Source organism: Cupriavidus pauculus (assembly GCF_008693385.1).
Lineage (GTDB): Bacteria > Pseudomonadota > Gammaproteobacteria > Burkholderiales > Burkholderiaceae > Cupriavidus > Cupriavidus pauculus_D.
Genome location: NZ_CP044065.1, coordinates 3,425,264 through 3,446,327 on the forward strand (window position 1 = coordinate 3,425,264; position 21,064 = coordinate 3,446,327).

At 66.6% G+C, this 21,064-nt stretch carries 19 protein-coding genes and 1 tRNA gene; 6 read left to right on the plus strand and 14 right to left on the minus strand.

The genetic code is table 11. The features are described 5' to 3' along the window. Positions 1–1,725, plus strand: coding sequence for a thiosulfohydrolase SoxB (gene soxB / locus FOB72_RS15675; protein ID WP_150373458.1), 1,725 nt, complete (start codon positions 1–3; stop codon positions 1,723–1,725). A 72-nt stretch (positions 1,726–1,797) separates the two neighbouring features. After that, positions 1,798–1,873, plus strand: a tRNA-Ala gene (locus FOB72_RS15680). 76 nt (positions 1,874–1,949) lie between these two features. Here FOB72_RS15680 and FOB72_RS15685 read toward each other — a convergent pair. The 5 genes from FOB72_RS15685 to FOB72_RS15705 form a co-directional block, all read right to left on the minus strand. Continuing rightward, positions 1,950–2,366 (minus strand): hypothetical protein, encoded by a 417-nt coding sequence (locus FOB72_RS15685; protein ID WP_150373459.1) that lies wholly within the window; start codon positions 2,364–2,366, stop codon positions 1,950–1,952. 138 nt (positions 2,367–2,504) lie between these two features. Continuing rightward, positions 2,505–2,696, minus strand: a complete 192-nt coding sequence (locus tag FOB72_RS15690) for a hypothetical protein (protein ID WP_150373460.1) — start codon at positions 2,694–2,696, stop codon at positions 2,505–2,507. Between the two features lie 221 nt (positions 2,697–2,917). After that, positions 2,918–3,835, minus strand: coding sequence for a XamI family restriction endonuclease (locus tag FOB72_RS15695; RefSeq protein ID WP_150373461.1), 918 nt, complete (start codon positions 3,833–3,835; stop codon positions 2,918–2,920). Next, positions 3,832–5,412 (minus strand): Eco57I restriction-modification methylase domain-containing protein, encoded by a 1,581-nt coding sequence (locus tag FOB72_RS15700; RefSeq protein WP_150373462.1) that lies wholly within the window; start codon positions 5,410–5,412, stop codon positions 3,832–3,834. Before FOB72_RS15700 ends, FOB72_RS15695 begins: the two co-directional genes overlap by 4 nt. Further along, positions 5,409–5,576, minus strand: a complete 168-nt coding sequence (locus FOB72_RS15705; RefSeq protein WP_223851360.1) for a plasmid-related protein — start codon at positions 5,574–5,576, stop codon at positions 5,409–5,411. The genes FOB72_RS15700 and FOB72_RS15705 overlap by 4 nt, the downstream gene beginning before the upstream one ends. Before the next feature lie 167 nt (positions 5,577–5,743). Between FOB72_RS15705 and FOB72_RS15710 the strand changes: the two genes are divergently transcribed. Next, entirely contained in the window at positions 5,744–6,661 is a 918-nt protein-coding gene (locus FOB72_RS15710; RefSeq protein WP_150373464.1) for a cation diffusion facilitator family transporter, read from the plus strand. Positions 6,662–6,671: 10 nt separating this feature from the next. Here FOB72_RS15710 and FOB72_RS15715 read toward each other — a convergent pair whose 3' ends face one another. After that, positions 6,672–7,301 (minus strand): LysE family translocator, encoded by a 630-nt coding sequence (locus FOB72_RS15715; protein ID WP_150373465.1) that lies wholly within the window; start codon positions 7,299–7,301, stop codon positions 6,672–6,674. Between the two features lie 451 nt (positions 7,302–7,752). On the opposite strand from FOB72_RS15715, the gene FOB72_RS15720 reads away from it, so the two are divergent. Next, positions 7,753–8,625 carry a CPBP family intramembrane glutamic endopeptidase gene (locus tag FOB72_RS15720; protein ID WP_150373466.1) on the plus strand — a complete coding sequence of 291 codons (873 nt, stop codon included), beginning with the start codon at positions 7,753–7,755 and terminating at the stop codon, positions 8,623–8,625. A 15-nt stretch (positions 8,626–8,640) separates the two neighbouring features. Here FOB72_RS15720 and FOB72_RS15725 read toward each other — a convergent pair whose 3' ends face one another. The 3 genes from FOB72_RS15725 to FOB72_RS32570 form a co-directional block, all read right to left on the minus strand. Then, positions 8,641–9,261: a DNA-3-methyladenine glycosylase I gene (locus tag FOB72_RS15725; RefSeq protein WP_150373467.1), complete on the minus strand. Its 621-nt coding sequence runs from the start codon at positions 9,259–9,261 to the stop codon at positions 8,641–8,643. Between the two features lie 120 nt (positions 9,262–9,381). Beyond that, positions 9,382–10,692, minus strand: a complete 1,311-nt coding sequence (locus FOB72_RS15730; protein ID WP_150373468.1) for an MFS transporter — start codon at positions 10,690–10,692, stop codon at positions 9,382–9,384. 93 nt (positions 10,693–10,785) lie between these two features. Beyond that, positions 10,786–11,205 carry a hypothetical protein gene (locus tag FOB72_RS32570; RefSeq protein WP_223851361.1) on the minus strand — a complete coding sequence of 140 codons (420 nt, stop codon included), beginning with the start codon at positions 11,203–11,205 and terminating at the stop codon, positions 10,786–10,788. A gap of 198 nt (positions 11,206–11,403) precedes the next feature. Here FOB72_RS32570 and FOB72_RS15740 point away from each other — a divergent pair, with 198 nt between their 5' ends. Then, positions 11,404–12,297 (plus strand): DODA-type extradiol aromatic ring-opening family dioxygenase, encoded by an 894-nt coding sequence (locus tag FOB72_RS15740; RefSeq protein ID WP_150373469.1) that lies wholly within the window; start codon positions 11,404–11,406, stop codon positions 12,295–12,297. Here FOB72_RS15740 and FOB72_RS15745 read toward each other — a convergent pair. The 5 genes from FOB72_RS15745 to FOB72_RS15765 all read right to left on the minus strand — a co-directional run bounded on the left by FOB72_RS15745 (position 12,261) and on the right by FOB72_RS15765 (position 19,381). Continuing rightward, a complete protein-coding gene (locus tag FOB72_RS15745) occupies positions 12,261–13,451 on the minus strand; it encodes an MFS transporter (protein ID WP_223851362.1) in 1,191 nt (396 codons plus the stop codon). The two genes, FOB72_RS15740 and FOB72_RS15745, sit on opposite strands and share 37 nt — an antisense overlap. A gap of 32 nt (positions 13,452–13,483) precedes the next feature. Continuing rightward, positions 13,484–14,749, minus strand: coding sequence for an MFS transporter (locus FOB72_RS15750; RefSeq protein WP_150373470.1), 1,266 nt, complete (start codon positions 14,747–14,749; stop codon positions 13,484–13,486). Positions 14,750–14,859: 110 nt separating this feature from the next. Further along, on the minus strand, positions 14,860–15,282 hold the full coding sequence (locus FOB72_RS15755) for a VOC family protein (RefSeq protein ID WP_150373471.1): 423 nt from the start codon (positions 15,280–15,282) through the stop codon (positions 14,860–14,862). Positions 15,283–15,324: 42 nt separating this feature from the next. Beyond that, entirely contained in the window at positions 15,325–15,744 is a 420-nt protein-coding gene (locus FOB72_RS15760) for a GNAT family acetyltransferase (protein WP_150373472.1), read from the minus strand. A gap of 43 nt (positions 15,745–15,787) precedes the next feature. Continuing rightward, a complete protein-coding gene (locus tag FOB72_RS15765) occupies positions 15,788–19,381 on the minus strand; it encodes an indolepyruvate ferredoxin oxidoreductase family protein (RefSeq protein ID WP_150373473.1) in 3,594 nt (1,197 codons plus the stop codon). Positions 19,382–19,698: 317 nt separating this feature from the next. Here FOB72_RS15765 and FOB72_RS15770 point away from each other — a divergent pair, with 317 nt between their 5' ends. After that, complete coding sequence (locus FOB72_RS15770; protein WP_150373474.1) at positions 19,699–21,063, plus strand: NYN domain-containing protein; 1,365 nt, start codon at positions 19,699–19,701, stop codon at positions 21,061–21,063. Position 21,064: the final 1 nt, after the last annotated feature.

Sequence of the window (21,064 nt, forward strand, 5' to 3'; positions counted from 1 at the left end):
ATGAATCGGCGCGAATTCCTCCAGATACTGGCCGTCGCGGGGGCTGGCGGCATGGCGTTCCCCACGAGCGAGGCGCTGGCCGCGAGCGCTGTGGATAACCTCTACGACGTGCCGCGCTTCGGCAATGTGCATCTGCTGCACTACACCGATTGCCACGCGCAGCTGCGACCGATCCATTTTCGCGAACCCAACGTCAATCTCGGCGTGGGAGAGTGGGCCGGCAAGCCCCCGCATCTGGTGGGCGACGCGTTCCTGCGCACCTACGGCATCGCGCCGGGCAGTGCCGCCGCGCATGCCTTCACATCCCTGAATTTCACGGATGCCGCGCGGCGCTACGGCAAGGTCGGCGGGTTTGCGCACCTGTCCACGCTGGTCAGGCGCATGCGCGCGGGCCGGCCGGGTGCGCTGCTGCTCGATGGCGGCGACACGTGGCAGGGCTCCGCCACTGCGTTGTGGACCAAGGGTCAGGACATGATCGATGCGGCGCTGCTGCTCGGCGTCGATATCATGACCGCGCACTGGGAAATGACGCTCGGCGCCGAGCGCGTGCGCGAGGTCGTGGAGAAGGATTTCAAGGGACGCGTGGCGTTCCTCGCGCAGAACATCAAGACGAACGACTTCGGCGACCCCGTGTTCGATGCGTACACGATGCGCGAGATGAACGGCGTGCCGGTGGCCATCATCGGCCAGGCATTTCCCTATACGCCGATCGCCAATCCGCGCTACTTCGTGCCCGACTGGACGTTCGGCATCCAGGAAGAGAATCTGCAGCAGGTCATCGACGAGGCGCGCGGCAAGGGCGCGAAGGTCGTGGTGCTGCTGTCGCACAACGGGATGGACGTCGACCTGAAGCTCGCCTCGCGCGTGCGCGGCCTCGACGCGATTCTCGGCGGCCATACGCACGACGGCGTGCCCGCGCCCGTGCCGGTGCGGAATGCGGGCGGCACGACGCTGGTAACCAACGCGGGCTCCAACGGCAAGTTCCTCGGCGTACTCGACTTCGACGTGCGCGACGGCCGCGTGACGGACTTCCGCTACAAGCTGCTGCCGGTGTTCGCGAACTACCTGCCGGCCGATACGGAAATGAACCGGCTGATCACCCGCGTGCGGGCGCCATACGAGAAGCAGCTGAACGAGGTACTGGCCGTGAACCGCGGCCTGCTGTACCGCCGCGGCAACTTCAACGGCACGTTCGACCAGCTGATCCTGGACGGCCTGATGGCGGTCCAGAACGCCGAAATCGCGTTCTCGCCAGGCTTCCGCTGGGGCACCACGCTGCTGCCAGGCGAGGCCATCACGATGGAAGCGCTGATGGACCAGACCGCCATCACGTACCCCTACACGACCGTGACCCCGATGACGGGCGAGACGATCAAGACCGTGCTCGAGGACGTGGCGGACAACCTGTTCAATCCGGACCCGTACTACCAGCAGGGCGGCGACATGGTCCGCGTGGGCGGCCTGCAGTACACGATCGACCCCAACCAGACGATCGGCCACCGCATCACGGACATGCGCCTTCACGGCAAACCGCTGGAAGCGGGCAAAACCTACAAGGTGGCCGGCTGGGCCCCCGTCGCCGAAGAAGCCCGCCAGACCGGCGGCAAGCCGATCTGGGACGTCATGGCCCAGTGGCTACGCACCCAGAAGGAAGTCACGGCCCGCCCGCTGAACGTCCCGAGGGTAGTCGGCATGGACGGCAACGCGGGCATCGCGCCCACCTGAAGACCCATGGTCGTGCGCCTGCAACGGCACGATTGAAAGCGCAAAAGGTTTTGCGCTAGAATCATCCGCTACGGGCCGATAGCTCAGCTGGGAGAGCGCTGCGTTCGCAATGCAGAGGTCGGGAGTTCGATCCTCCTTCGGTCCACCAGAAATTTCCTTGTAGAACAACGCACTACGTCTCGCGATGTAGTGCGTTGTTTTGCTTTGCAGTGCGTTGTTTTGCTTTATACGCCGGAAGATCCCAAGGACAGGTACGTAACGTTCAGCGTCCTGATCTCGTCATAGCGCAGAACAAAAACGTCCCCGGCGATCAGATAGAAGCGGTTCGTGTCTTCTTCGTGCTGATTCATTGCCGCGTCGTAAGCCCGATCGAATGTGAGCTTGCGGCGCTGGGTTTGCACCAGCAGGAGCCGATCCAGATCGCCGGCCTCATTGACTTCGTAGTCGAGCATCATGCCCTGATACAGGTAGGAGCCTTCTGCCTTGAACTCGACGACTGCCGCCACCACCGTGCCGTCTGAGCCAGGCGAGGCCGCTCGCGACATCCTTGAGCGCGCTGGCGCCGCCGACAAGAAGTCGGACAGCGTCCCCGATATCGATCCTGTAACCCAGCCACAACCAGGTTCGCGCAGGCGGCGCATAGCAGCGCTTGCAGGGCAATCGCATTGAACGGGGTGTGGTCAAACGTTCTGACTTCCCGTCTGTGGGCGAACAGCCGGAAGACAAAGCCAGGAAGAACCAGGAGAAAGAGAAGTACGGCCGGAAACGCAATATTCATCTCATGCGCCGCAGCCGATCACCCGAAGGAGCCTGGGCCAATAGCAGACAGGCTTGCCGTGCGCATCGCGCGTTTCGATCCTGACCTGGCTTTCGCCGCCAGCGGATGCGGATGCCAGAAAGGCGCGCAATTGCTCCGCCGCCTTCGGATCGCGAAGGACGTTCTCGAGCTTCTTGCTGCGTATCACTTTCATTCGCCTCGGCATGGTCTTCTCCAGAATAAGGGCGAGCCGACATCCTCACATGGCGGCCGTCACACGGCACGCCAGGTCGTTTGAGGCATCCTGGCGCGACGAGAACCCGCACTGGTGTGTCGACTTGTTACATCGCAAGTCGCAGCCGCCACCCCTGTGGAAATCAAGAAACACCGCAGCAAATTAAGCGAAGAGCGATTTCAATCGCCGCAGCAGCGCACTTACCGCGCGCTGTCGATAAACGCCCCGAGCCGTTCCAGTCCGTGCGACCAGAACAGCGATAGGCCGCGCTCCTGTGCCTGCCGCAGGTTCAGCACCTTGAACACCCCCGCCAGCGCAGCGGCGGGTACGACCTGGATCGTGCCGAATTGCTTGATCCAGTGCTCGGCCTTGACGGCCGCGTCGTTGTTCAGGCGTTTGACGCTGTTGGTGGCGCTGTTCGACACCTTGCATTCGATGGCCATCAGCCGGGTGTCGTGCAGCCGCACGACGACGTCCGCCTTGCGTTCGCCGAGCGGGCATTCCGCGCAGAATTCCATCGCCTGCGGGCCGCGTACCAGCGTGTTGATGGGAACCGCCGCCACCTCGTGGAAGCCGAGCCCGCGCAGGTAGTCCTTGACCATCGTCTCCTGCGTATCCTTGCCATCGTTGCGCCGCTCGGTCGCGATGCGCTGGGCGGCCAGCAGTGCCGCGGAGGCGAGCAGGGCGGCTTCGCGCTCGGCGGCCGTGGGCGCCGTGCCCGCGGCGAACCACGGGAAGCGATGCGGGTCGATCACGCGTTCGATCACGCCGAAGACCTTCCGCAATGCGGCGGCATCCCTGCGCAATACGCCCGGCGCGCTCGAGTCAACGTCGGCGATCACGCGCAGGTCGTCATCCGAGATCGGTGGTCCGGCGAGGTAGCGCAGCGCTTCGCCAAGGCCCTGCCCATACGCGGCCGCCAGGCTCGCGTCGGTAATGCCGGCCGGCGTCAGGTCGCCCAGCGTGCGGAACAGCTGGTCGAACTTGTCACGCGCCTCGCGGTATTTCACATCCCATGCGTCGGAGATTTCCAGTCGCTCGGCACGAAACTGCGCAGCAGCGATGGCCGCGTCGCCGGCGAGCTCCTCATGGGTCCAGTGGCGCGGCAGGACGGTCATCCGAGCAGCCGCTCCAGCGTCGGAATCCGCAGCCGCTCGATCTCCTTCGGCTCGAACTTGGTCAGCCCGCCCGCATAGGTGCGACCGCTCCCGGTATCGATATTCCCATTGAGCCATGCCGCCAGCGCATGCATGACCTCGGGCGCAAGCACCTCGCGCGGATACAGCCCGTGCGCGATATTGATATGCCGCGCGTCGCAGGTATTGACCGTGAACTGCGGCGGGCGTCGCGCCATATAGGTACAGAGGATCGGCGCCGGCGCCTTGAGCCCGACCGACCACCACGCCTTGCGATGCGTCGCGATATACCCCTCGTGCGCGCCTTGCCTGCGCGCCCACGACAGGAACGCGTCGATGCGCTTGCGCTCCTCGCGCGTAAAGCCATCGAGTTCCGCGGGCAGATCGATCACGCTGCGCAGCGCGCCCGCCGTCCGCAGATGCGCGCCCGCCTGAATCAGATCCATCGCCTTGGTCACGGACGGAAACTTGACCCGCGCGGGCAGATCGTGCGCATGATCGCCCGCGATCCAGATACCGTTGGCCCCGGTCACCTGCCCGCGATGCACGCGAAACAGTTCGCCCAGCTCGATCTCGCCCGCCTGCGGCGCCGCCGGCGGCCGCACGATGATCGACCACTTGTGCGCGGACTGCAGCGTCGCCCGCGCGATCTCGGTGCCGCCCGCGAGCCGCCCCAGTTCCGGCAAGGCCTCGACCGCATGCACGGTGACGGGCTCGGCATGCTCGCCCACACGGAAACACGTGATCGCGGCCGTCGTGGCCGTACCCGGAAACGCCTCGATCGTCGGCGCCAGCACATGCAACGCGGTGCCGCCAAGCTCATCGATCAGCAGCTTGCGCAGCGCGGACCCGTAGTTCACGTCCATCCATTCGGCCGACGTGATGAACGCGCCGACATCGCCCTCGTGCGCGAGCAGCCGCGTCTGCAGGAAAAAATGCAGATGGAGCCCGGCCAGCGCACTGGCCTTGATCCCGAGCGAGGCAAAGCGCTCGGCATACCAGGCCTTCCACGCCTCGCCGATATCGTGATGGCGCACGTAGGGCGGATTGCCGATAAACGCGGTCATGCCGTCCACGCGCGGCAGCTTGACCTTGCGATAGTCCTTGACCAGCACGCTGACGCGTCCGGCCCAGCCATGCGCGGCGGCATTCGCGCGCAGCATCAGCGCGGCGAGCGGATCCATCTCCACCGCGACGAGCTCGGCGCCGGGAAACATCTGGCCGGCTGCGAGGATAAAGCGCCCGGACCCGGCACCCGGATCGACGATGCGCACGGGAGTACCCTGCGTGGCCAGCCACGCCATCATCGCGTCCACGATCGGCTGCGGCGTGTAGACCGCGCCGGCCGCGCGCCGGTCGTCCGCGGAACGGATCGACGCAAACGCCTCGCCGAGCGGATCGGCCCCGCGCGCAATCTGCCTGCGCAATGCCTGCACGGCCTTGTTATCCACAGCCTCGACGCCTTTCACGAGCCGGCGCTCGGCCGCGGACAAGCCGCTGTCGTCTCCGATGAGTGCGTGGCACACGGAGACCAGATCCTGTTCGGTCCGCAGCATCATGTCTTGTCTCGATCGCCGGGCGGAAACAGGTCTGCCTGACCCTGCTGCTGTCTTTCGGTGAACGCGCGCATGTAGTCCCGCAGCACATCGGCGGCGGCGCGGTTATGGGCACGGCAGGCCTGCACGAACGCATCGCGCAGGTCTTTCTCGACCCTGATACGCATTCCGGAATCTTTGAGCGACATGGCAACGGAGCGTAGCACAGTGGATACACAATGTGTATCCATCACGGGACGGTGGAATAACGCCCACGGCGCACAAATGCCGCCGCGCGTGGCATGCTAGCCGCGTCTGTCCTCGCCGATCGCGGACATCCTTCGATTTGCCATCCATGACCTTCAGTCCCGCCGAAGCCAACCCGCCCGTCACCGACGAGGCGCTGGAAGTCCGCCACCTCGCCGCACGCCGCAGCACGCTGGTCAGCGTGTTCGTGAATATCGCGCTCACCATCGTGCAGGCGGCCATCGGCGTCGTCGCGGGCTCGCAGGCGCTGATCGCCGATGCCGCGCATTCGCTGTCGGACCTCGTCTCGGATTTCGTGGTGCTGGTCGCGGGCCATCACAGCCGCAAGGACGCCGACCTCGATCACCCCTACGGCCACCAGCGGTTCGAGACCGCGGCGTCGCTGGCGCTGGGCGCGCTGCTGCTGGCCGTCGGCATCGGCATGCTATGGACGGCGGTCCAGAAGATCGAGCATCCGGAGCAGGTCCAGCCCGTCAAGCTCGTCGCATTGTGGGTGGCCATTGGCGCGCTGATCGCCAAGGAACTGCTGTTCCGCTACATGCTGCGCGTGGCCGAACGCGTGCGCTCGAGCATGCTCGTGGCCAACGCGTGGCACGCGCGCTCGGACGCGGCGTCATCGCTCGTGGTCGCGCTCGGCATTGGTGGCAACCTGCTCGGCTATCACGTGCTCGATCCCGTGGCCGCCATCGTGGTCGGCCTGATGGTGGCGCGCATGGGCCTGCAGTTCGGATGGGATGCGCTCAGCGACCTGATGGACCGCGCGGCCGACGAAGATACGGTGGCGGCCCTGCGGCAGACGATGCTCGAGACGCCCGGGGTGCTGGGCCTGCATGATCTCAAGACGCGGAAGATGGGCGACCTGATTCTCGTCGATGTCCATCTGGAGATTGCCGCCGACCTGACCGTCGAGCAGGGCCACGCGATCGCCGTGGACGCGCGCGAACGCGCAATGCGGCGCGACGACGTGCTCAATGTCATGACGCACGTCGATCCGGTCCGGCGTTAAGCCGCTCCGGTTACCGCAGATCGGCCCGCCGGTAGAGGCTCAGGCCCACCGCCAGGAACGCGAGCATCCCCGCGCAGCTGCGGTTGATCCATTTGAGCGTCCGCGCCGAGAACGTGCGCACCGCATGGCGGCCGCCCAGCGCGTAGATCGTCATCACGATCAGGTTGATCGTCGCGCTGATCAGTGCCAGCACCGTGTATTGCAGCGCGATCGGCCCGTCCGCGTGTACGAACTGCGGCAGGAAGGCCGAGACGAACAGCAGCGCCTTGGGGTTGGACAGCGCCACGAACAGCGCACGCAGGAACGCGGCCCGGCCGCTGGCCGAGGCGTCGTCGCGCTCCGCCACGAGCGCATGCGTGGGCGAACGCCAGATGACCCACGCCAGATAGAGCAGATACACCGCGCCGATCCACTTGATGGCCTCGAACAGGCGTTCGGACGCCAGCAGCAGCGCGCCCAGCCCGCAGCCCACGGTCCCGATCAGGATCAGATCCGCCAGCACGGCGCCCGCCATGCCGCAGGCGGCCACGCGCATGCCGCGCGTCGCGCCGTTGTTGAGGGCCAGCAGCACGGTCGGCCCCGGTGTGGCGATCACCGCCGAAACGGCCATCGTGTAAAGCAGCAACGTCGTCGCGTCCATCGATCGGATCCTGTGGAAAAACTCGGGAAAACCCTGTGGCCACGCTGGGGGTTCGCCATGGGATGCGCTGTGGAGCGTATACGAATAACTCGCGGCTTTCGACGTATACGCAAAAGGCCCTGTGGATGACCCAGCGTATACGCACAGCGTTGCCCAGACGGTTGTGAGCGCGGCAACTCACTGAGCCAAAAGGGAAAGTTGCGGTTATCCACGGCGCGAGGCCTGTGTTAACTACTACTACTATCTTCGTATACGTAAACAATGCAGTAAACGTATACGCGTGCCGTTGCAGGAAACGAAAGATTTCCACAGCGGCAATGCAGGAAGGCTTACAGGGGCTGTTGCAGGAATGCACGCATCCTTCCTCAAAAGTGCCGTAAGCCTCGCGTCTGGCAAGTCGCGCGCCTAGAATGGCCGATCCTTCCGCAGATCCCGCTCGGGCCGGTCACCCATGCATGACAAGAACACACCGGATCGTCCTTCCTCGCCGGACGGCCTCCGTCCGATCTCCCTGCAATGGGGATTCGCGCTGACGTTCGTCGCCTGGTTCGCGGAAGTCCTGCTGACGATCCTGCTGCGGCCCACGCTGCAGCGTCATGGCATCCAGCCGATCGCCGCCGGCGGCGTGATTCGCGTGATCTGCTATGGCGGCGTGTTCTCGTGGATGCTGCATGCCAGCCAGATGACGTACCGACAGCTGTTGCACCCGAGCCGGGCGAGCGTAGGCGCCACCGTGGGCCTGCTGGCGCTGCCGATCCTGATGATGGTGCCGATGATCGTTTTGCTCGATGCGGCGGTCAACTGGGTCCTGATGCAGGTGCTGCCGATGTCCGCGGAAGAGTCGAACTGGCTCGAACACGGCCTCACGAGCGGTATCGGCAGCTGGGTGCTGGTCTGTGCCATCGCGCCGATGGTCGAGGAAATGTTCTTCCGCGGCATTCTGCTGCGCGGCATGCTCAAGCGCTATCCGCCAGCCGATGCGATCGTCTACTCGGCGTTCGTGTTCGGCTTCGCTCACCTCAACGTCTACCAGTTCGTTATCGCATTCCTGATGGGACTGTTTGCCGCCGCGCTCTATCGGCGCACGCAGTCGCTCTGGCCCGGCATCCTGCTCCACGCCGGACTCAATACCGCCGTGATGATCTGGGCCAATCTCGGCAGCCAGGTATCCGGCGCCGCGGCGGCATGGCCGCCCGTATGGGTCTGCGCGGTGTTCGCCGCGGCCGGCATCGTGGGCGCGTGGATGCTGCGACGGATCCTGTGGTCCGCGCCATGGGGCGGAGAGATGTCGCCAGACGCGGATCCGACGCCGCCGGCCGCCTGAGCGGCCGCGGACGCCCTAGCGGGGCACCTGGAATGCCTTGCGCGCGCGCAACGCTTCCGCGCGCGTCGTGCAGCCTTCCACGTGATCGTTGACGAGTCCCATGGCCTGCATCAGCGCATACATGGTCGTCGGCCCGACAAACTTCCAGCCACGCTTCTTGAGGTCCTTGGACAGCGCGATGGATTCGGGCGACGTGGTCATCGCGGCCAGCGTCTCGCGCGTGATCTTCTTCGGGCGGGTCGCGGGCTTGGGCTCATAGCGCCAGAAGTACGCGGCGAGGGAAGGTTCGGTCTCCAGCAGCTCCAGCGCGCGCTGGGCATTGTTGATGGCGGCCTCGATCTTGCCGCGATGCCGCACGATGCCGGCATCGCCGAGCAGGCGCTCGACGTCGCGCTCGTCGAAGCGCGCGACCTTGCGGATATCGAAATTGGCGAATGCCTTGCGGAAGGCCTCGCGCTTGCGGAGGATCGTCAGCCAGCTCAGGCCGGACTGAAAGCCCTCCAGGCAGATCTTCTCGAACAGGCGCCGGTCGTCGTCTACCGGAAAGCCCCATTCGTTGTCGTGATAGTGGCAGTAGTCCTCGATGGTGCCGCACCAGCTGCACCGCTCGCGCTCTGCGTTCGGGGATTGGGTCATGAGAGAAGTCCGCGGGAAGGATGGGGATATCGCCAACGGAATATACCCAATCTTCCCGACGGGAAGCGCGACCCGTTGCAGGCGCGCCCAGCCCCCGATCAGAGGGCCGGAAACAGCCAATCAGGCAATCGGCTTGCCGGTACGATCGTGCATGAACAGCAGCGCGACGAAGCTCAGCGCCGCCGCGGCAATCGCGTAGTAGGCGGGTGCATGCTTGTCGCCGCTCGACTGGATCAGCCACGTGACGATCAGCGGCGAGAAGCCGCCGAAGATCGTGACCGCGAAGTTGTATGCGAGCGACAGGCCCGTGGAACGCACGTCGGTCGGGAACTGCTCGGCCAGCACGGCCGGTGCCGGACCCGTGAAGGCGGCAAGCAGGATGCCGAGCACGATCTGCACCTGCAGCAGCGTGCTCGTGGTCGGTGACACGTTGAGCCAGTGGAACAGCGGGTACGCGAGCACGCCGATCAGGAGCGCCACGGTGCCGAGCATGCGCTTGCGGCCCACGCGGTCCGACAGCATGCCCATGAGCGGGCACAGCACGAGGATGATCGCGCCGCAGATGGCCGTCGATTCGAACGTCGCGCCCAGCGGCAGACCGAGCTGCTGCTTGGCGTACGACGGCATGTAGAACACCAGCACGTACGTGCAGACGGTCCACAGCACGGTCACGCCCAGGCCCGCGACCACTTCACGCGGATGCTCGCGCAGCACCTGCGACAGCGGCGAGAACTTGACCTTGGAGGCCGCACGCTCGGCCTGGCGCGCCTCGAACTCGGGCGGCTCTTCCAGTTGCGAGCGGATATACATGCCGACCGGCGCGATCAGCAGGCCGAACAGGAACGGAATGCGCCAGCCCCAGGCATCCACCTGTGCCGGTTCCAGTCCGTTGATGACCAGCGCACCCATCGCGGCACCGAGCATGAACGAGATGCCCTGGCTGGCCTGCTGCCAGCTCGCATAGGCCCCGCGCTCGCTGTCGGGCGCGTGTTCGATCAGGAACGCCGTGGCGCCGCCGACTTCGCCGCCGGCCGAGAAGCCCTGGATCAGGCGGGCCAGCACGATCAGCGCGGGCGCCCACGGGCCGATGGAGGCGTAGGTCGGCGCGAAGCCGATGATGGCTGTGCCCAGCGCCATCAGCAGGATGGTCAGCGTCAGTGCCGCCTTGCGGCCCACGCGATCGGCGTAGACACCGAGCACGATCGCGCCGACGGGGCGCATGACGAAGCCGACGCCGAAGGTCGCCACCGTCAGCAGGAACGACGTGATGTCATCGCCGGTAGGGAAGAACAGCCGCGAGATGATGACCGCGAAGAAGCTGTAGACCGTGAAGTCGAACCATTCGAGACCGTTGCCGATGGTCGCGGCGAGGATGGTTCGTCGTCGTTTGGCGGCGGAAGGAAGGGAATGTTGCGTGGCAGTGGCTTGCATGGATGTTTTGGGAATCGTTGTGCGGGCGATGCGCCGATATGGGGCACGGCCCGACGCCATCTTAAGCGATTCCTTACAACATCCAGAGAGAGGTCAGCCCGGCGGGTGGGGTTTGTGCGCGGCGTCCGCGGCGCCGGAATGGTCCGGCTGGGTGCGCGGGCGCCCGTGCGGGCGCCGCCGCGTGAACCACAGCCACACGGCGCTGGCCAGCCATCCGGTCACGAATACGGTGTCGCCCGCGTGGTTGAACAGGGCGGCGGCCGTCGCGGCATTGCCGAACAGCATGTTCAGGATTTCCGCGGGCAGACGCGCGACGATCCAGAGCAGCACCGCGGGTACGCTGCCATAGACGCCCGCCTGCCACCACAGCGCGTGGGGGAGGGTCGGGTCATGGGGCGTGCGCTTGGCCACGGTCGTGAAGGGGTAGAAAACGCGGTTGCGAGGCGCGCGGACAGGCTGTCCGGGCGTTGCCGGGCGGTACTTGTACAGGAGTTGCCGCCCTGTCTGCATCATAGGCCTAAACCCTTGAGTCCGGCCGTTCCAGTGCCGTGTTGGCCATTCGTGTGTGTGCGTTCACCCACGCTTTCCGGGCGCCGCGACGGCGCGCCGATCTTCAGTTTTTTTGCACGACCCCTTCGCATTTGACTCCCTCCACGGCCATCCATATTGGCCACACTGAATACATCGAAGAAAGCTTTTGAAGGGTGCAACATGCTTCCCGCCATTTATGTTTCGCACGGTTCCCCCATGCTGGCGATCGACCCGGGTCCGACGGGCACCGCGTTCGACGCGCTCGGCGAGCGCCTGCGCGCGCTCGCGCCCAAGGGCATCGTAGTCATCTCCGCGCACTGGATCTACAGCACGCTGGCCGTCAGTACGCGCGAGCGCCAGGAGGCGTGGCACGACTTCGGCGGCTTCCCGCGCGAACTCTACGCGCTGCGCTACGACGCGCCGGGCTCCCCCGCGCTGGCCGCCCGCGTCAAGCAGGCGCTGGAAAGCGCAAAGGTGCCGGGCATCAGCTACGTGGCCGAGGACAACGACCGGCCGCTCGACCACGGCGCGTGGATGCCGCTGCGGTATTTCTTCCCCGATGCCGACGTGCCCGTGATCCAGCTGGCGCTGAACCCGTACCTGCCGCCCTCGCGCCAGATCGAGATCGGCCGCGCGCTGGCGCCGCTGCGCGAGGAGGGTTACCTGATCATGGCGTCGGGCAGCTTCACGCATAACCTGCAGGAAGTGTTCGGCAACGGCCGGCCCGTGCAGCACGGCACCGACGTGGCCCCCTATGTGGACGCGTTCCGCGGCTGGATGCGGTCCGCCCTCGACGAGGCGCTCGCCACCGGCGACACCAGCCGTATTGCCGACTATCGCGAGCAGGCGCCCTATGCGCGCCGCGCGCACCCGACCGACGAGCATCTGCTGCCGTTCTACGTGGCGCTCGGTGCGGCGCTGGGTCCGGCGCCGGACGATGCCGACGGCAGTGCCCATGTCGACCGCGTGGCCGACGACGTCACCTACGGCGTGCTGGCGATGGACACCTTCGTGTTCGAGGGCATCGGTGCCGGCGCTCAGGCGCCGCTGGCCGAGGGCGCCGCGGTCAGGTAACGCCGCGCGGCGCGCGCGCCGAACAGTGCGATCCAGCCCATGGTCAGCGCCACCAGCGCGAGGCCGATGCGCAGGTTCGTCAGGTGCGCCGCGCCGCCGATCAGCACAGGCCCGAGCAGCAGGCCGACGTACGCGAAGCGCGCCACGCGCGCGATGGCCTCGGCCGGCGCCACGCCGGGCAGCCGCGAGGCGGCCACGAAGAAGATCGGCACCATGTTCGCGGCGCCGAGCCCCATCAGGCAGAAGCCGCCCAGCGCTGCGATGGGTATGGGCAGCAGCAGGGCCAGCACGATGCCGGCAAAGCCCGTCCACGCGCTGGCCGTGAGCGTAGGGCCGTCGCCGAGCCGCGCGCGCAGCCAGTCGCCGCCGAAGCGCCCGCAGGCCATGCCGCCCGAGAACGCCGCATAGCCGAAGCTGACCCAGTCGGGCGGCGACGCCGCGACGTCGCGCATGTACACGCTGGTCCAGTCGTACATCGCGCCCTCGCCGATCAGGCCGAGGAAGGCCATCAGCCCGAGCAGCCAGAGCGCGCGCGTCGCATGCTCGCGATGATGGGCCGCGGACGGCATGACCGGATGATCGGCGAGCAGGCCGGGCAGCGTGACCACGGCCACGGTGGCCGTCAGCGCGGCCGTCATCGCCGCGTGCGCGAGCGGCGCGACGCCCAGCGACAGCATCAGTCCGCCGAACGAGGCCCCGGCCATGCCGCCGAGGCTGAACATGCCGTGCAGCGCCGACATCACGGGCCGCGTGCGGCTCGCTTCTACCGTGGCCGCCTGCGCGTTCATGCCGACGTCGAAGGCTGCATTGCACATGCCGAACAGCAGCAGCGCGGGCAGCAGCAGGACGAACGTGGGCATGGCCAGGATGGCGACGGTCGCCAGGGCGTAGGCGAGCCCGCTGAGCATCGAGGCGCGCGCGCTGCCGACGCGGGCAACCCAGCGGCCGACCGGCCCCATTGCGACAATGGCGCCACCCGCGACCGCGAGCATCGCGAACGACAGCATCGCGTCGGACAGTTCGAAGCGGGCCTTGATGGTCGGAATATGAACGCCCCACGTCGCGAAGGTCGCGCCGTTGACGAAGAACAGGGCCATGGTGCCGCGCGTGGCGCGGGAGACGGAATCAGTCGGTACGGTAGTGGAATCGGACATCGGAGGCCATGCGAAAGACAAGCCGCATGGTCTCACAATGCCGTGGCTGTCGCGTGCAGCAGGCCCCGCCGCCGCAACGCAAAGACGAACGCGCCGAGGCCCGCGAAGGCCAGCAGCACCATCGTCCAGAGCATGAGCCAGTATCCGTCCGCCGCGCGCCACATCAACGCGCCAAGCCATGGCGCCACGGCCTGCGCGAGCAGCACCGGCGTCATCATCAGGCCATTGAGCGTGGCGTAGTGATGGCGCGAGATCAGCTCGGGCATCGCCATCGCGCGCAGCATCGTATTGACGCCGTTGGCGCAGCCATAGAGCACGGCGGCCAGCATGAGCCAGCCGCCCTTGCCGACCGCGAGGCAGGCCAGGCCGATGCCGAGCACCGTATAGGTCGGCAGCGAGAGCCGGATGGGCTGCCGGACCGGCAACTGCGTCATCACGAGCCGGCCCGCGACCTGCGCGGGACCGATCAGCGCGGCCACGATCAACTGCTCGGCCAGCGGCAGGCCTTTCTCGTTGAGCATCGGAATCAGGTGCGCGCCCAGCAGCGAGGCGATGACCGCGGTAGCGGTGAACGCGATCACCACGGCCCAGAACACGGGCTCGCGCAGCGTGCCGCGCGCGATGCCCGCATTGGCGCCCGTCGCGGCGCCCTCGAGCGGCGTGGCCGGTTGCACCGCGTGGTAGGTCGGATGGATCGTATAGCGCAGCAGCCGCGCATGCATCGGCGCGCAGACCAGCAGGTTCATCGCCGCAAAGCCGATCAGCGTGGGCCGCCAGCCCACATGGAGCACGAGCCATTGGGCGAGCGGAATAAACACGGTACTCGCCAGCCCGGCCATCAGCGTCACGTGCACGATCGGCTTCTGATACCCGTCGCCGAACGCCTGCCGCAGCACCACGAACGCGGGTTCGTACAGCGTGGAGGCCATGGCCACGCCGAGCGGGATCCACATCAGCAGGAACATCGTCTCCGACGGGCTCCACGCCCAGAGCAGCAGGCCGATGCCCGCGAGCACCGAGCCGCCGCACATCACGCGATGCGCGGGCACGCGATCGAGCAATCGGCCCACCGCGAACGAGCACAGCGCCCAGACCAGCAGCCCAAGCGAGAAGCCGCCCGCGAGGAACGGCTTGCTGAAGCCGAGCGCGGCCTGCATCGGATCGATGAGTACGGTGAAGGAGAAGTAGAGCGTGCCCCAGCTGATGACTTCGGTCAGGCCGAGGGTCCAGACGAGCGTCCGGGGGGAGGGTAAAGGCCGGCTATACGCGTTCTGCGGAGAGGGAGCGGACTGAGTCATGGCGCGCCCGCGGCTGCGCGCAGGTCACGGAGATGGGGGTCGGCCCATTGTATCGGGGGTGGTGCCGGCGGTGGCCGCGCGTGACCATGGCGTCGCATCGCAGCCACATGTCATGGCACATCGTCAGCAAGATCCGGTGGCCCCTTGAGCTCGACCATATTGCCGTCCGGATCGTGCAGATAGATCGACGGCCCCAGTCCCTCGGCACCATATCGCTGTTCCACGGGCCCGGCATCCACGCCATGAATACGAAAATGCTCGTAGATGGCCTTGGGATCGAACGGCTCGATACGCACGCAGAAATGATCGAGATTGCGTCCCTCGCGGCCCGGGCCGGCGCCGCCCATCCGGCCGAGCGTGCCGTCGAGCGAAATCACGTCGATCAGCGCACTGCCCGCGCGAAGCTGCGTGAGGCCGAGAGCCACCTGCTCGCGTTCCACATGGCAGCCGAGCGCTTCCACGTAGAAGCGCACGAGGCGCGGGACATCTGCGGTGCGCAGCACGAGGTGATCGAGGCCGGCAATGCGGAACATGGTGGCTCCCTTCGTGGGTGGCTTCGTGGGTGGCGGCCGGACTCAGTTGTCCGGAATCAGGCGCTTGCCGAGACTCACGGCGGCATCGGCGCCGTAGCCGAGCTTCTCGTAGAACGCCATGACGGCGTCGTTGCCCTTGCGCACGAGCAGGTTGATCTTGGGGCAGCCGCGTTCCAGCAGCAGCGCCTCGGCGCGCGCCATCAGCATGCGCCCGTACCCGCGTCCCTGCAATGCGGGTTCCACCGCCACGTAGTACACCCAGCCGCGATGACCGTCGTATCCGATCATCGCGGTGGCCACGACGCGGCCGTCGTCCTCGCCGACGAGAAACAGCTCGGGCTGCTCGGTGAGCTTGCGCGCGATATCGCGCTTCGGATCGTTCCATGGCCGCGTGAGGCCGCAGGCGTGCCAGAGGGCAATCACGGCCGCTTCGTCGGCCGGGGTGTAGGAGCGAAGTTGCATGGGACTGGTGTCGGGCCAAACCACCAGTGTACCCATGCCGGACTCAGGCGGCGCGCTGTCCCGTCTCCGGATGCCGGAACTGCTCGAGCAACTTCGCCCACCGCGCCCGCGCCGCCGCGAGGTTGTTCTCCTTCACATGGCCGAACCCGCGAATATCGTCCGGCAGATTCGCCAGCGCGACCGCGGTGTCGTGATTGGCCTGCGACAGCCCGCCAGCCAGTTCCTCGACCAGCGACCGATACTCGCCGATCAGTGCGCGCTCGGTGCGGCGTTCCTCGGTACGGCCGAAGATATCGAGCACGCCGCCACGCAGCCCCTTGAGCTTCGCAAGGATCCTGAACAGCGTCATCGTCGATGGCCCAAAGCGGCGCTTGACCAGATGTCCCTTCTCGTCGCGCCGGGCCATCAGCGGCGGCGCAAGCCAGAAGTTGAGCTGGTAGTCGCGCCCCGGCTCGCCTTCGAACTGCGCGCGCAGCTTGTCGAGGAACACGGGGTCCGTATAGAGCCGCGCCACCTCGTACTCGTCCTTGTACGCCATGAGCTTGGCCAGATTGCGCGCCACACCCTCGGTCACCGGCAGCGGCTTGCCACCCCCCACCAAAGCCGACTCCGCGGCGCGGACCCGCTGCACCACCTCGCGGTACTGCTCGGCATACGCGGCGTTCTGGTACTTCGTCAGCAGATCCACACGGCTGGCAATCAGCTTCTCCAGCAGCGCGCCCGACGACGTCGGCAGCTTCACCACGTCGCCACCCTCGGCCACGTTGCCGAGCTTGCCCGTCAGCGACAGCACATGCTCGGGGTCGTGCGCCATATGGCGGCCCCAGTCGAACGCGGCCTTGTTCTTCTCGACGGACACGCCGTTGAGTTCGATCGCGCGTTCGAGCGCTTCCAGCGTCAGCGGAATCCAGCCCTTCTGCCAGGCATAGCCGAGCACGAGCGGGTTCGTGTAGATGGCATCGCCGATCAGTGCCACGGCCAGCGCGCTCGCGTTGATGAAGTCGCACGACTCGCCCACCGCGTTGCGCAGATCCTGCTCGGCCGACAGGCCCGGGAATTGCCACTTCGGATTGCGGATGAACTCCGCCGTCGGGGTTTGCGCGGTATTGACCACCGCGCGCGTCCGGCCCGCCTGCGTCTTCGAGATGACCTCGTCGGTTGCCGAGACGATCGCATCGCAGCCGATCACGAGATCGGCCTCGCCCATCGCGATCCGCGTCGCATGCAGGTCATCGGGTCGCGCGGCAATCTGCACGTGCGAGAGCACCGCGCCACCCTTCTGCGCGAGGCCTGCCATGTCCAGTACCGTCACGCCCTTGTTCTCGAGGTGCGCGGCCATGCCGAGCAACCCGCCGATCGTCACCACGCCGGTGCCCCCCACGCCCGTCACCAGCACGCCATACGCGCGGTTCAGCGTTGGCAGCACGGGCAGCGGCAGCGCGGGCAGGCTCGACATCGAGATGCCATGCGCCTCGGGCTTGCGCACCTGCGCGCCTTCCGCCGTGACAAAGCTCGGGCAGAAGCCGTTGAGACACGAGAAGTCCTTGTTGCACGACGACTGGTTGATCTGGCGCTTGGTGCCCAGCTCGGTCTCGAGCGGCTCCACCGACAGGCAGTTCGACTTCACCGAGCAATCGCCACAGCCCTCGCACACCGCGTCGTTGATAAACGCGCGCCGTGCCGGATCGGGATACGTGCCGCGCTTGCGGCGGCGGCGCTTCTCGGTCGCGCAGGTCTGGTCGTAGATCAGGATCGTGCAGCCGGGCACCTCGCGCAGCTCGCGCTGCATGGCATCGAGCTGCTCGCGGCCATGGACCGTCACGCCTTCCGGCAGCCGGATGGCGCTGTTGTACTTCTCGGGCTGGTCCGTGACGATGACGATGCGCTTCGCGCCCTCGGCATGCACCTGGAACGCGATGTCCTGCACCGACAGCTGGCCATCGACGGGCTGGCCGCCGGTCATGGCCACCGCGTCGTTGTAGAGGATCTTGTATGTGATGTTCACACCCGCGGCAATCGACGCGCGAATCGCGAGCAGTCCCGAATGGAAGTACGTGCCGTCGCCGAGGTTGGCAAACACATGCTTGTCGCCCGCGAACGGCGCCTGCCCGATCCACGCCACGCCCTCGCCGCCCATCTGGCTGAACGTGCTCGTATTGCGGTCCATCCAGACCGTCATGTAGTGGCAGCCGATGCCGGCCAGCGCGCGCGACCCCTCGGGTACGTTCGTGGACGTGTTGTGCGGGCAGCCCGAGCAGAACCAGGGCTTGCGCTCGGCCGTCACGCGCGGCGTGGCGAGCGCGCGCTCCTTGGCTTCGATGATTGCCAGCCGCGAGGCGATGCGCGCGCGCACGTCGGCGGGCAGCTCGAACTTCTCGAGCCGCGTCGCAATCGCCTTCGCGATGATCGCCGGCGACAGCTCGTAGTGGGCCGGCAGCAGCCAGTTGTTCTGCGGAATCGACCATTCGCCGCCCGCATTGTCCTTCTCGTCGAACTTGCCGTAGACCTTGGGCCGCACGTCGTCGCGCCAGTTGTACAGCTCTTCCTTGAGCGCGTACTCCATGATCTGGCGCTTTTCCTCGACCACGAGGATTTCCTGCAGCCCTTCGGCGAACGCGCGCGCGCCGTGCGCTTCCAGCGGCCAGACGCAGCCGACCTTGTACAGGCGGATGCCAAGCTGCGAGCAGGTCTCGTTATCGAGCCCGAGGTCGCACAGGGCCTGGCGCGTATCGAGGTATGCCTTGCCACCGGTCATGATGCCGAAGCGCGCGTGCGGCGAATCGATCTCGATACGGTCGATCTTGTTGGCACGCACGTACGAGAGCGCCGCGTACCACTTGTAGTCGAGCAGCCGCGCTTCCTGCTCCAGCGGCGGATCGGGCCAGCGGATATTGAGCCCGCCCGGCGGCAGGATGAAATCCTCGGGCAGCACGATGCGCACGCGGTGCGGATCCAGCTCCACCGACGCCGACGACTCCACCACGTCGGTCACGCATTTCATCGCGACCCATAGTCCGGAGTAGCGGCTCATTGCCCAGCCGTGCAGGCCGTAGTCCAGGTATTCCTGCACGTTGGACGGAAACAGCACGGGCAGCCCGCAGGCCTTGAAGATATGCTCGGACTGGTGCGCGAGCGTGGAGGATTTGGCCGAGTGATCGTCGCCGGCAAGGACCAGCACACCGCCATGGCGCGAGGAGCCCGCCGAGTTCGCATGCTTGAACACGTCGCCGGTCCGATCGACGCCCGGTCCCTTGCCGTACCACATGCCGAACACGCCATCGAACTTCGCGTCCGGGTACATGTTGACCTGTTGCGAGCCCCAGACCGCCGTGGCGGCAAGGTCCTCGTTGAGTCCAGGCTGGAAGACCACCTCGTGCGCGGCCAGATGCTTCTTGGCTTTCCAGAGCGACTGGTCGAGCGCGCCGAGCGGGGAGCCGCGGTAGCCGGAGATAAAGCCCGCGGTATTCAACCCGGCGGCGCGATCGCGTTCGCGCTGGAGCATGGGCAGGCGTACCAGGGCCTGCGTGCCGCTGATGTAGATACGGCCGCGTTCCAGCGTGTACTTGTCGTCCAGGGAAACATTGTCGAGCGCGCGACGGATGGCGTCGCTGACCGGGGCGGTCAGGGGTGCGTTCATGAAGGCTCCTCTATGGGGCATGCTGTCGGGATCGCCGACACATCATTTATGGGGCAGGCAGGCATTGCCTCTTGTGAAGGCGCCGCGTGACTGTGTCTCTGCGCGGATGGTAGCACTGCCGCCGCGCCGGCGGTACCTTGCCATGCAGCATAAAACGGGCCAGATCCCCCATGGTTTCCCCTAAGGACAGGTCTATCGCGTGTACACTGCGTTGCATCCAAGACCGCACCACCGGGTGTCTTTCCCGAGCCAAAGATGCGCATGCGCCGCATCGCACAGACCGCCAGATTCGCCCGGCCGCTTATTCCGCAAACGACATGACCATTGTTCCCCGCCAGGGCACCGCGACCCTGGCCGTGCTGATCGACGCCGACAACGCGACGCCCGCCATCGTGGAAGGCCTGCTGGCCGAAGTCGCCAAGTACGGCGTCGCCGCCGTCAAGCGCATCTACGGCGACTGGACCAAGCCCAACCTTGCCGGATGGAAGGAAAAGCTGCTGTCGCACTCGATCCAGCCGATCCAGCAGTTCCGTTACACGGTCGGCAAGAATGCCACCGACAGCGCGATGATCATCGACGCGATGGACCTGCTGTACACGGGCCGCTTCCAGGGCTTCTGCATCGTGTCGTCCGACAGCGACTTCACGCGCCTGGCCTCCCGTATCCGCGAGCAGGGCCTGACGGTCTATGGGTTCGGCGAGCGCAAGACGCCCAAGCCTTTCGTCACGGCCTGCGACAAGTTCATCTACTCGGACGTGCTGCGCGCCGAAGTGGATGTGGAAGGTGTGGAGGGTGTCGAGGGGGTGGACGGCGCCGAGGGCGCGGTGGCACCGGCCCGCCGCCGCAACACGGGCGAACTGCGCCAGGACTCGCGCCTCGTGCGCCTGCTGCAGAGCGCCTCGAAGGCGGTGTCCGACGAGGACGGCTGGTCGACGCTGGGCGGCATGGGCAACCACATCGCCAAGCAGGCGCCCGAATTCGATTCGCGCAACTATGGCTACGGCAAGCTCTCGGAACTCGTGGCGGCCACGGGCCTGTTCGAGGTGGAGACGCGCAACGGCGGCAACAACAAGACGATCTGGGTACGCCTGAAGAAGCGCAACAAGGGTGGCGGACAGGACGTGAAACCGCCGCAGCGCCCCGTACCCGCGCCTGCGTCGGACGCCGCCTTCGGCGTCGATCTGGACGAGGTGGACCACGCGCCGGCCGTACCCGCCGCGGCGCCTGACTTCGACGACGAACCCGAATCGGATCTCGACCTCGACCTTACGCCCGAACCGGCACCGGTCACCCTGACCCCGGAAGTGGAAGAGAACGCGGGCTCGGCATCGACGCTGATTCCGGAAACCGTGGACGAGGGGGAAGACGAGGCACCCCGGCAGTCCCGCTCGCGCGGCAAGCGCACGCGGCGTCCCGAGGTGACCCTCGGCGACAAGCCCTGGCCGATCGACGCATCGGTGTTCGCGGCGCCGGGCAATACGGTGGTATCGGCCAGACCGGAAACCGCGCCGGTGGCCGAGCCCGAATCCGAGCCCGAATCCGAGCCGGCCGTCGCTCCAGCTATCGACACACCGGAAGCGGACGAGGCGGCCCCGGCCCCCGCGAGGAAGGCCCCCGCCAAGCGCGCACCGCGAAAGCGCGCCCCAAAGAAGGCGGAGGGCTCAAAGAAGGCGGAGGGCTAAT

What these genes read in the sequence shown, in the direction of transcription:
- FOB72_RS15720 (WP_150373466.1), top strand. Translation starts at nt 7,753, where the DNA reads ATGCATGACAAGAACACACCGGATCGTCCTTCCTCGCCGGACGGCCTC.
- FOB72_RS15765 (WP_150373473.1), bottom strand. Translation starts at nt 19,381, where the DNA reads ATGAACGCACCCCTGACCGCCCCGGTCAGCGACGCCATCCGTCGCGCG.
- FOB72_RS15760 (WP_150373472.1), bottom strand. Translation starts at nt 15,744, where the DNA reads ATGCAACTTCGCTCCTACACCCCGGCCGACGAAGCGGCCGTGATTGCC.
- FOB72_RS15730 (WP_150373468.1), bottom strand. Translation starts at nt 10,692, where the DNA reads ATGCAAGCCACTGCCACGCAACATTCCCTTCCTTCCGCCGCCAAACGA.
- FOB72_RS15770 (WP_150373474.1), top strand. Translation starts at nt 19,699, where the DNA reads ATGACCATTGTTCCCCGCCAGGGCACCGCGACCCTGGCCGTGCTGATC.
- FOB72_RS15700 (WP_150373462.1), bottom strand. Translation starts at nt 5,412, where the DNA reads ATGATGCTGCGGACCGAACAGGATCTGGTCTCCGTGTGCCACGCACTC.
- FOB72_RS32570 (WP_223851361.1), bottom strand. Translation starts at nt 11,205, where the DNA reads ATGATGCAGACAGGGCGGCAACTCCTGTACAAGTACCGCCCGGCAACG.
- FOB72_RS15695 (WP_150373461.1), bottom strand. Translation starts at nt 3,835, where the DNA reads ATGACCGTCCTGCCGCGCCACTGGACCCATGAGGAGCTCGCCGGCGAC.
- FOB72_RS15710 (WP_150373464.1), top strand. Translation starts at nt 5,744, where the DNA reads ATGACCTTCAGTCCCGCCGAAGCCAACCCGCCCGTCACCGACGAGGCG.
- FOB72_RS15685 (WP_150373459.1), bottom strand. Translation starts at nt 2,366, where the DNA reads ATGCGCCGCCTGCGCGAACCTGGTTGTGGCTGGGTTACAGGATCGATA.
- FOB72_RS15745 (WP_223851362.1), bottom strand. Translation starts at nt 13,451, where the DNA reads ATGTCCGATTCCACTACCGTACCGACTGATTCCGTCTCCCGCGCCACG.
- FOB72_RS15705 (WP_223851360.1), bottom strand. Translation starts at nt 5,576, where the DNA reads ATGCGTATCAGGGTCGAGAAAGACCTGCGCGATGCGTTCGTGCAGGCC.
- soxB (WP_150373458.1), top strand. Translation starts at nt 1, where the DNA reads ATGAATCGGCGCGAATTCCTCCAGATACTGGCCGTCGCGGGGGCTGGC.
- FOB72_RS15725 (WP_150373467.1), bottom strand. Translation starts at nt 9,261, where the DNA reads ATGACCCAATCCCCGAACGCAGAGCGCGAGCGGTGCAGCTGGTGCGGC.
- FOB72_RS15740 (WP_150373469.1), top strand. Translation starts at nt 11,404, where the DNA reads ATGCTTCCCGCCATTTATGTTTCGCACGGTTCCCCCATGCTGGCGATC.
- FOB72_RS15755 (WP_150373471.1), bottom strand. Translation starts at nt 15,282, where the DNA reads ATGTTCCGCATTGCCGGCCTCGATCACCTCGTGCTGCGCACCGCAGAT.
- FOB72_RS15690 (WP_150373460.1), bottom strand. Translation starts at nt 2,696, where the DNA reads ATGAAAGTGATACGCAGCAAGAAGCTCGAGAACGTCCTTCGCGATCCG.
- FOB72_RS15750 (WP_150373470.1), bottom strand. Translation starts at nt 14,749, where the DNA reads ATGACTCAGTCCGCTCCCTCTCCGCAGAACGCGTATAGCCGGCCTTTA.
- FOB72_RS15715 (WP_150373465.1), bottom strand. Translation starts at nt 7,301, where the DNA reads ATGGACGCGACGACGTTGCTGCTTTACACGATGGCCGTTTCGGCGGTG.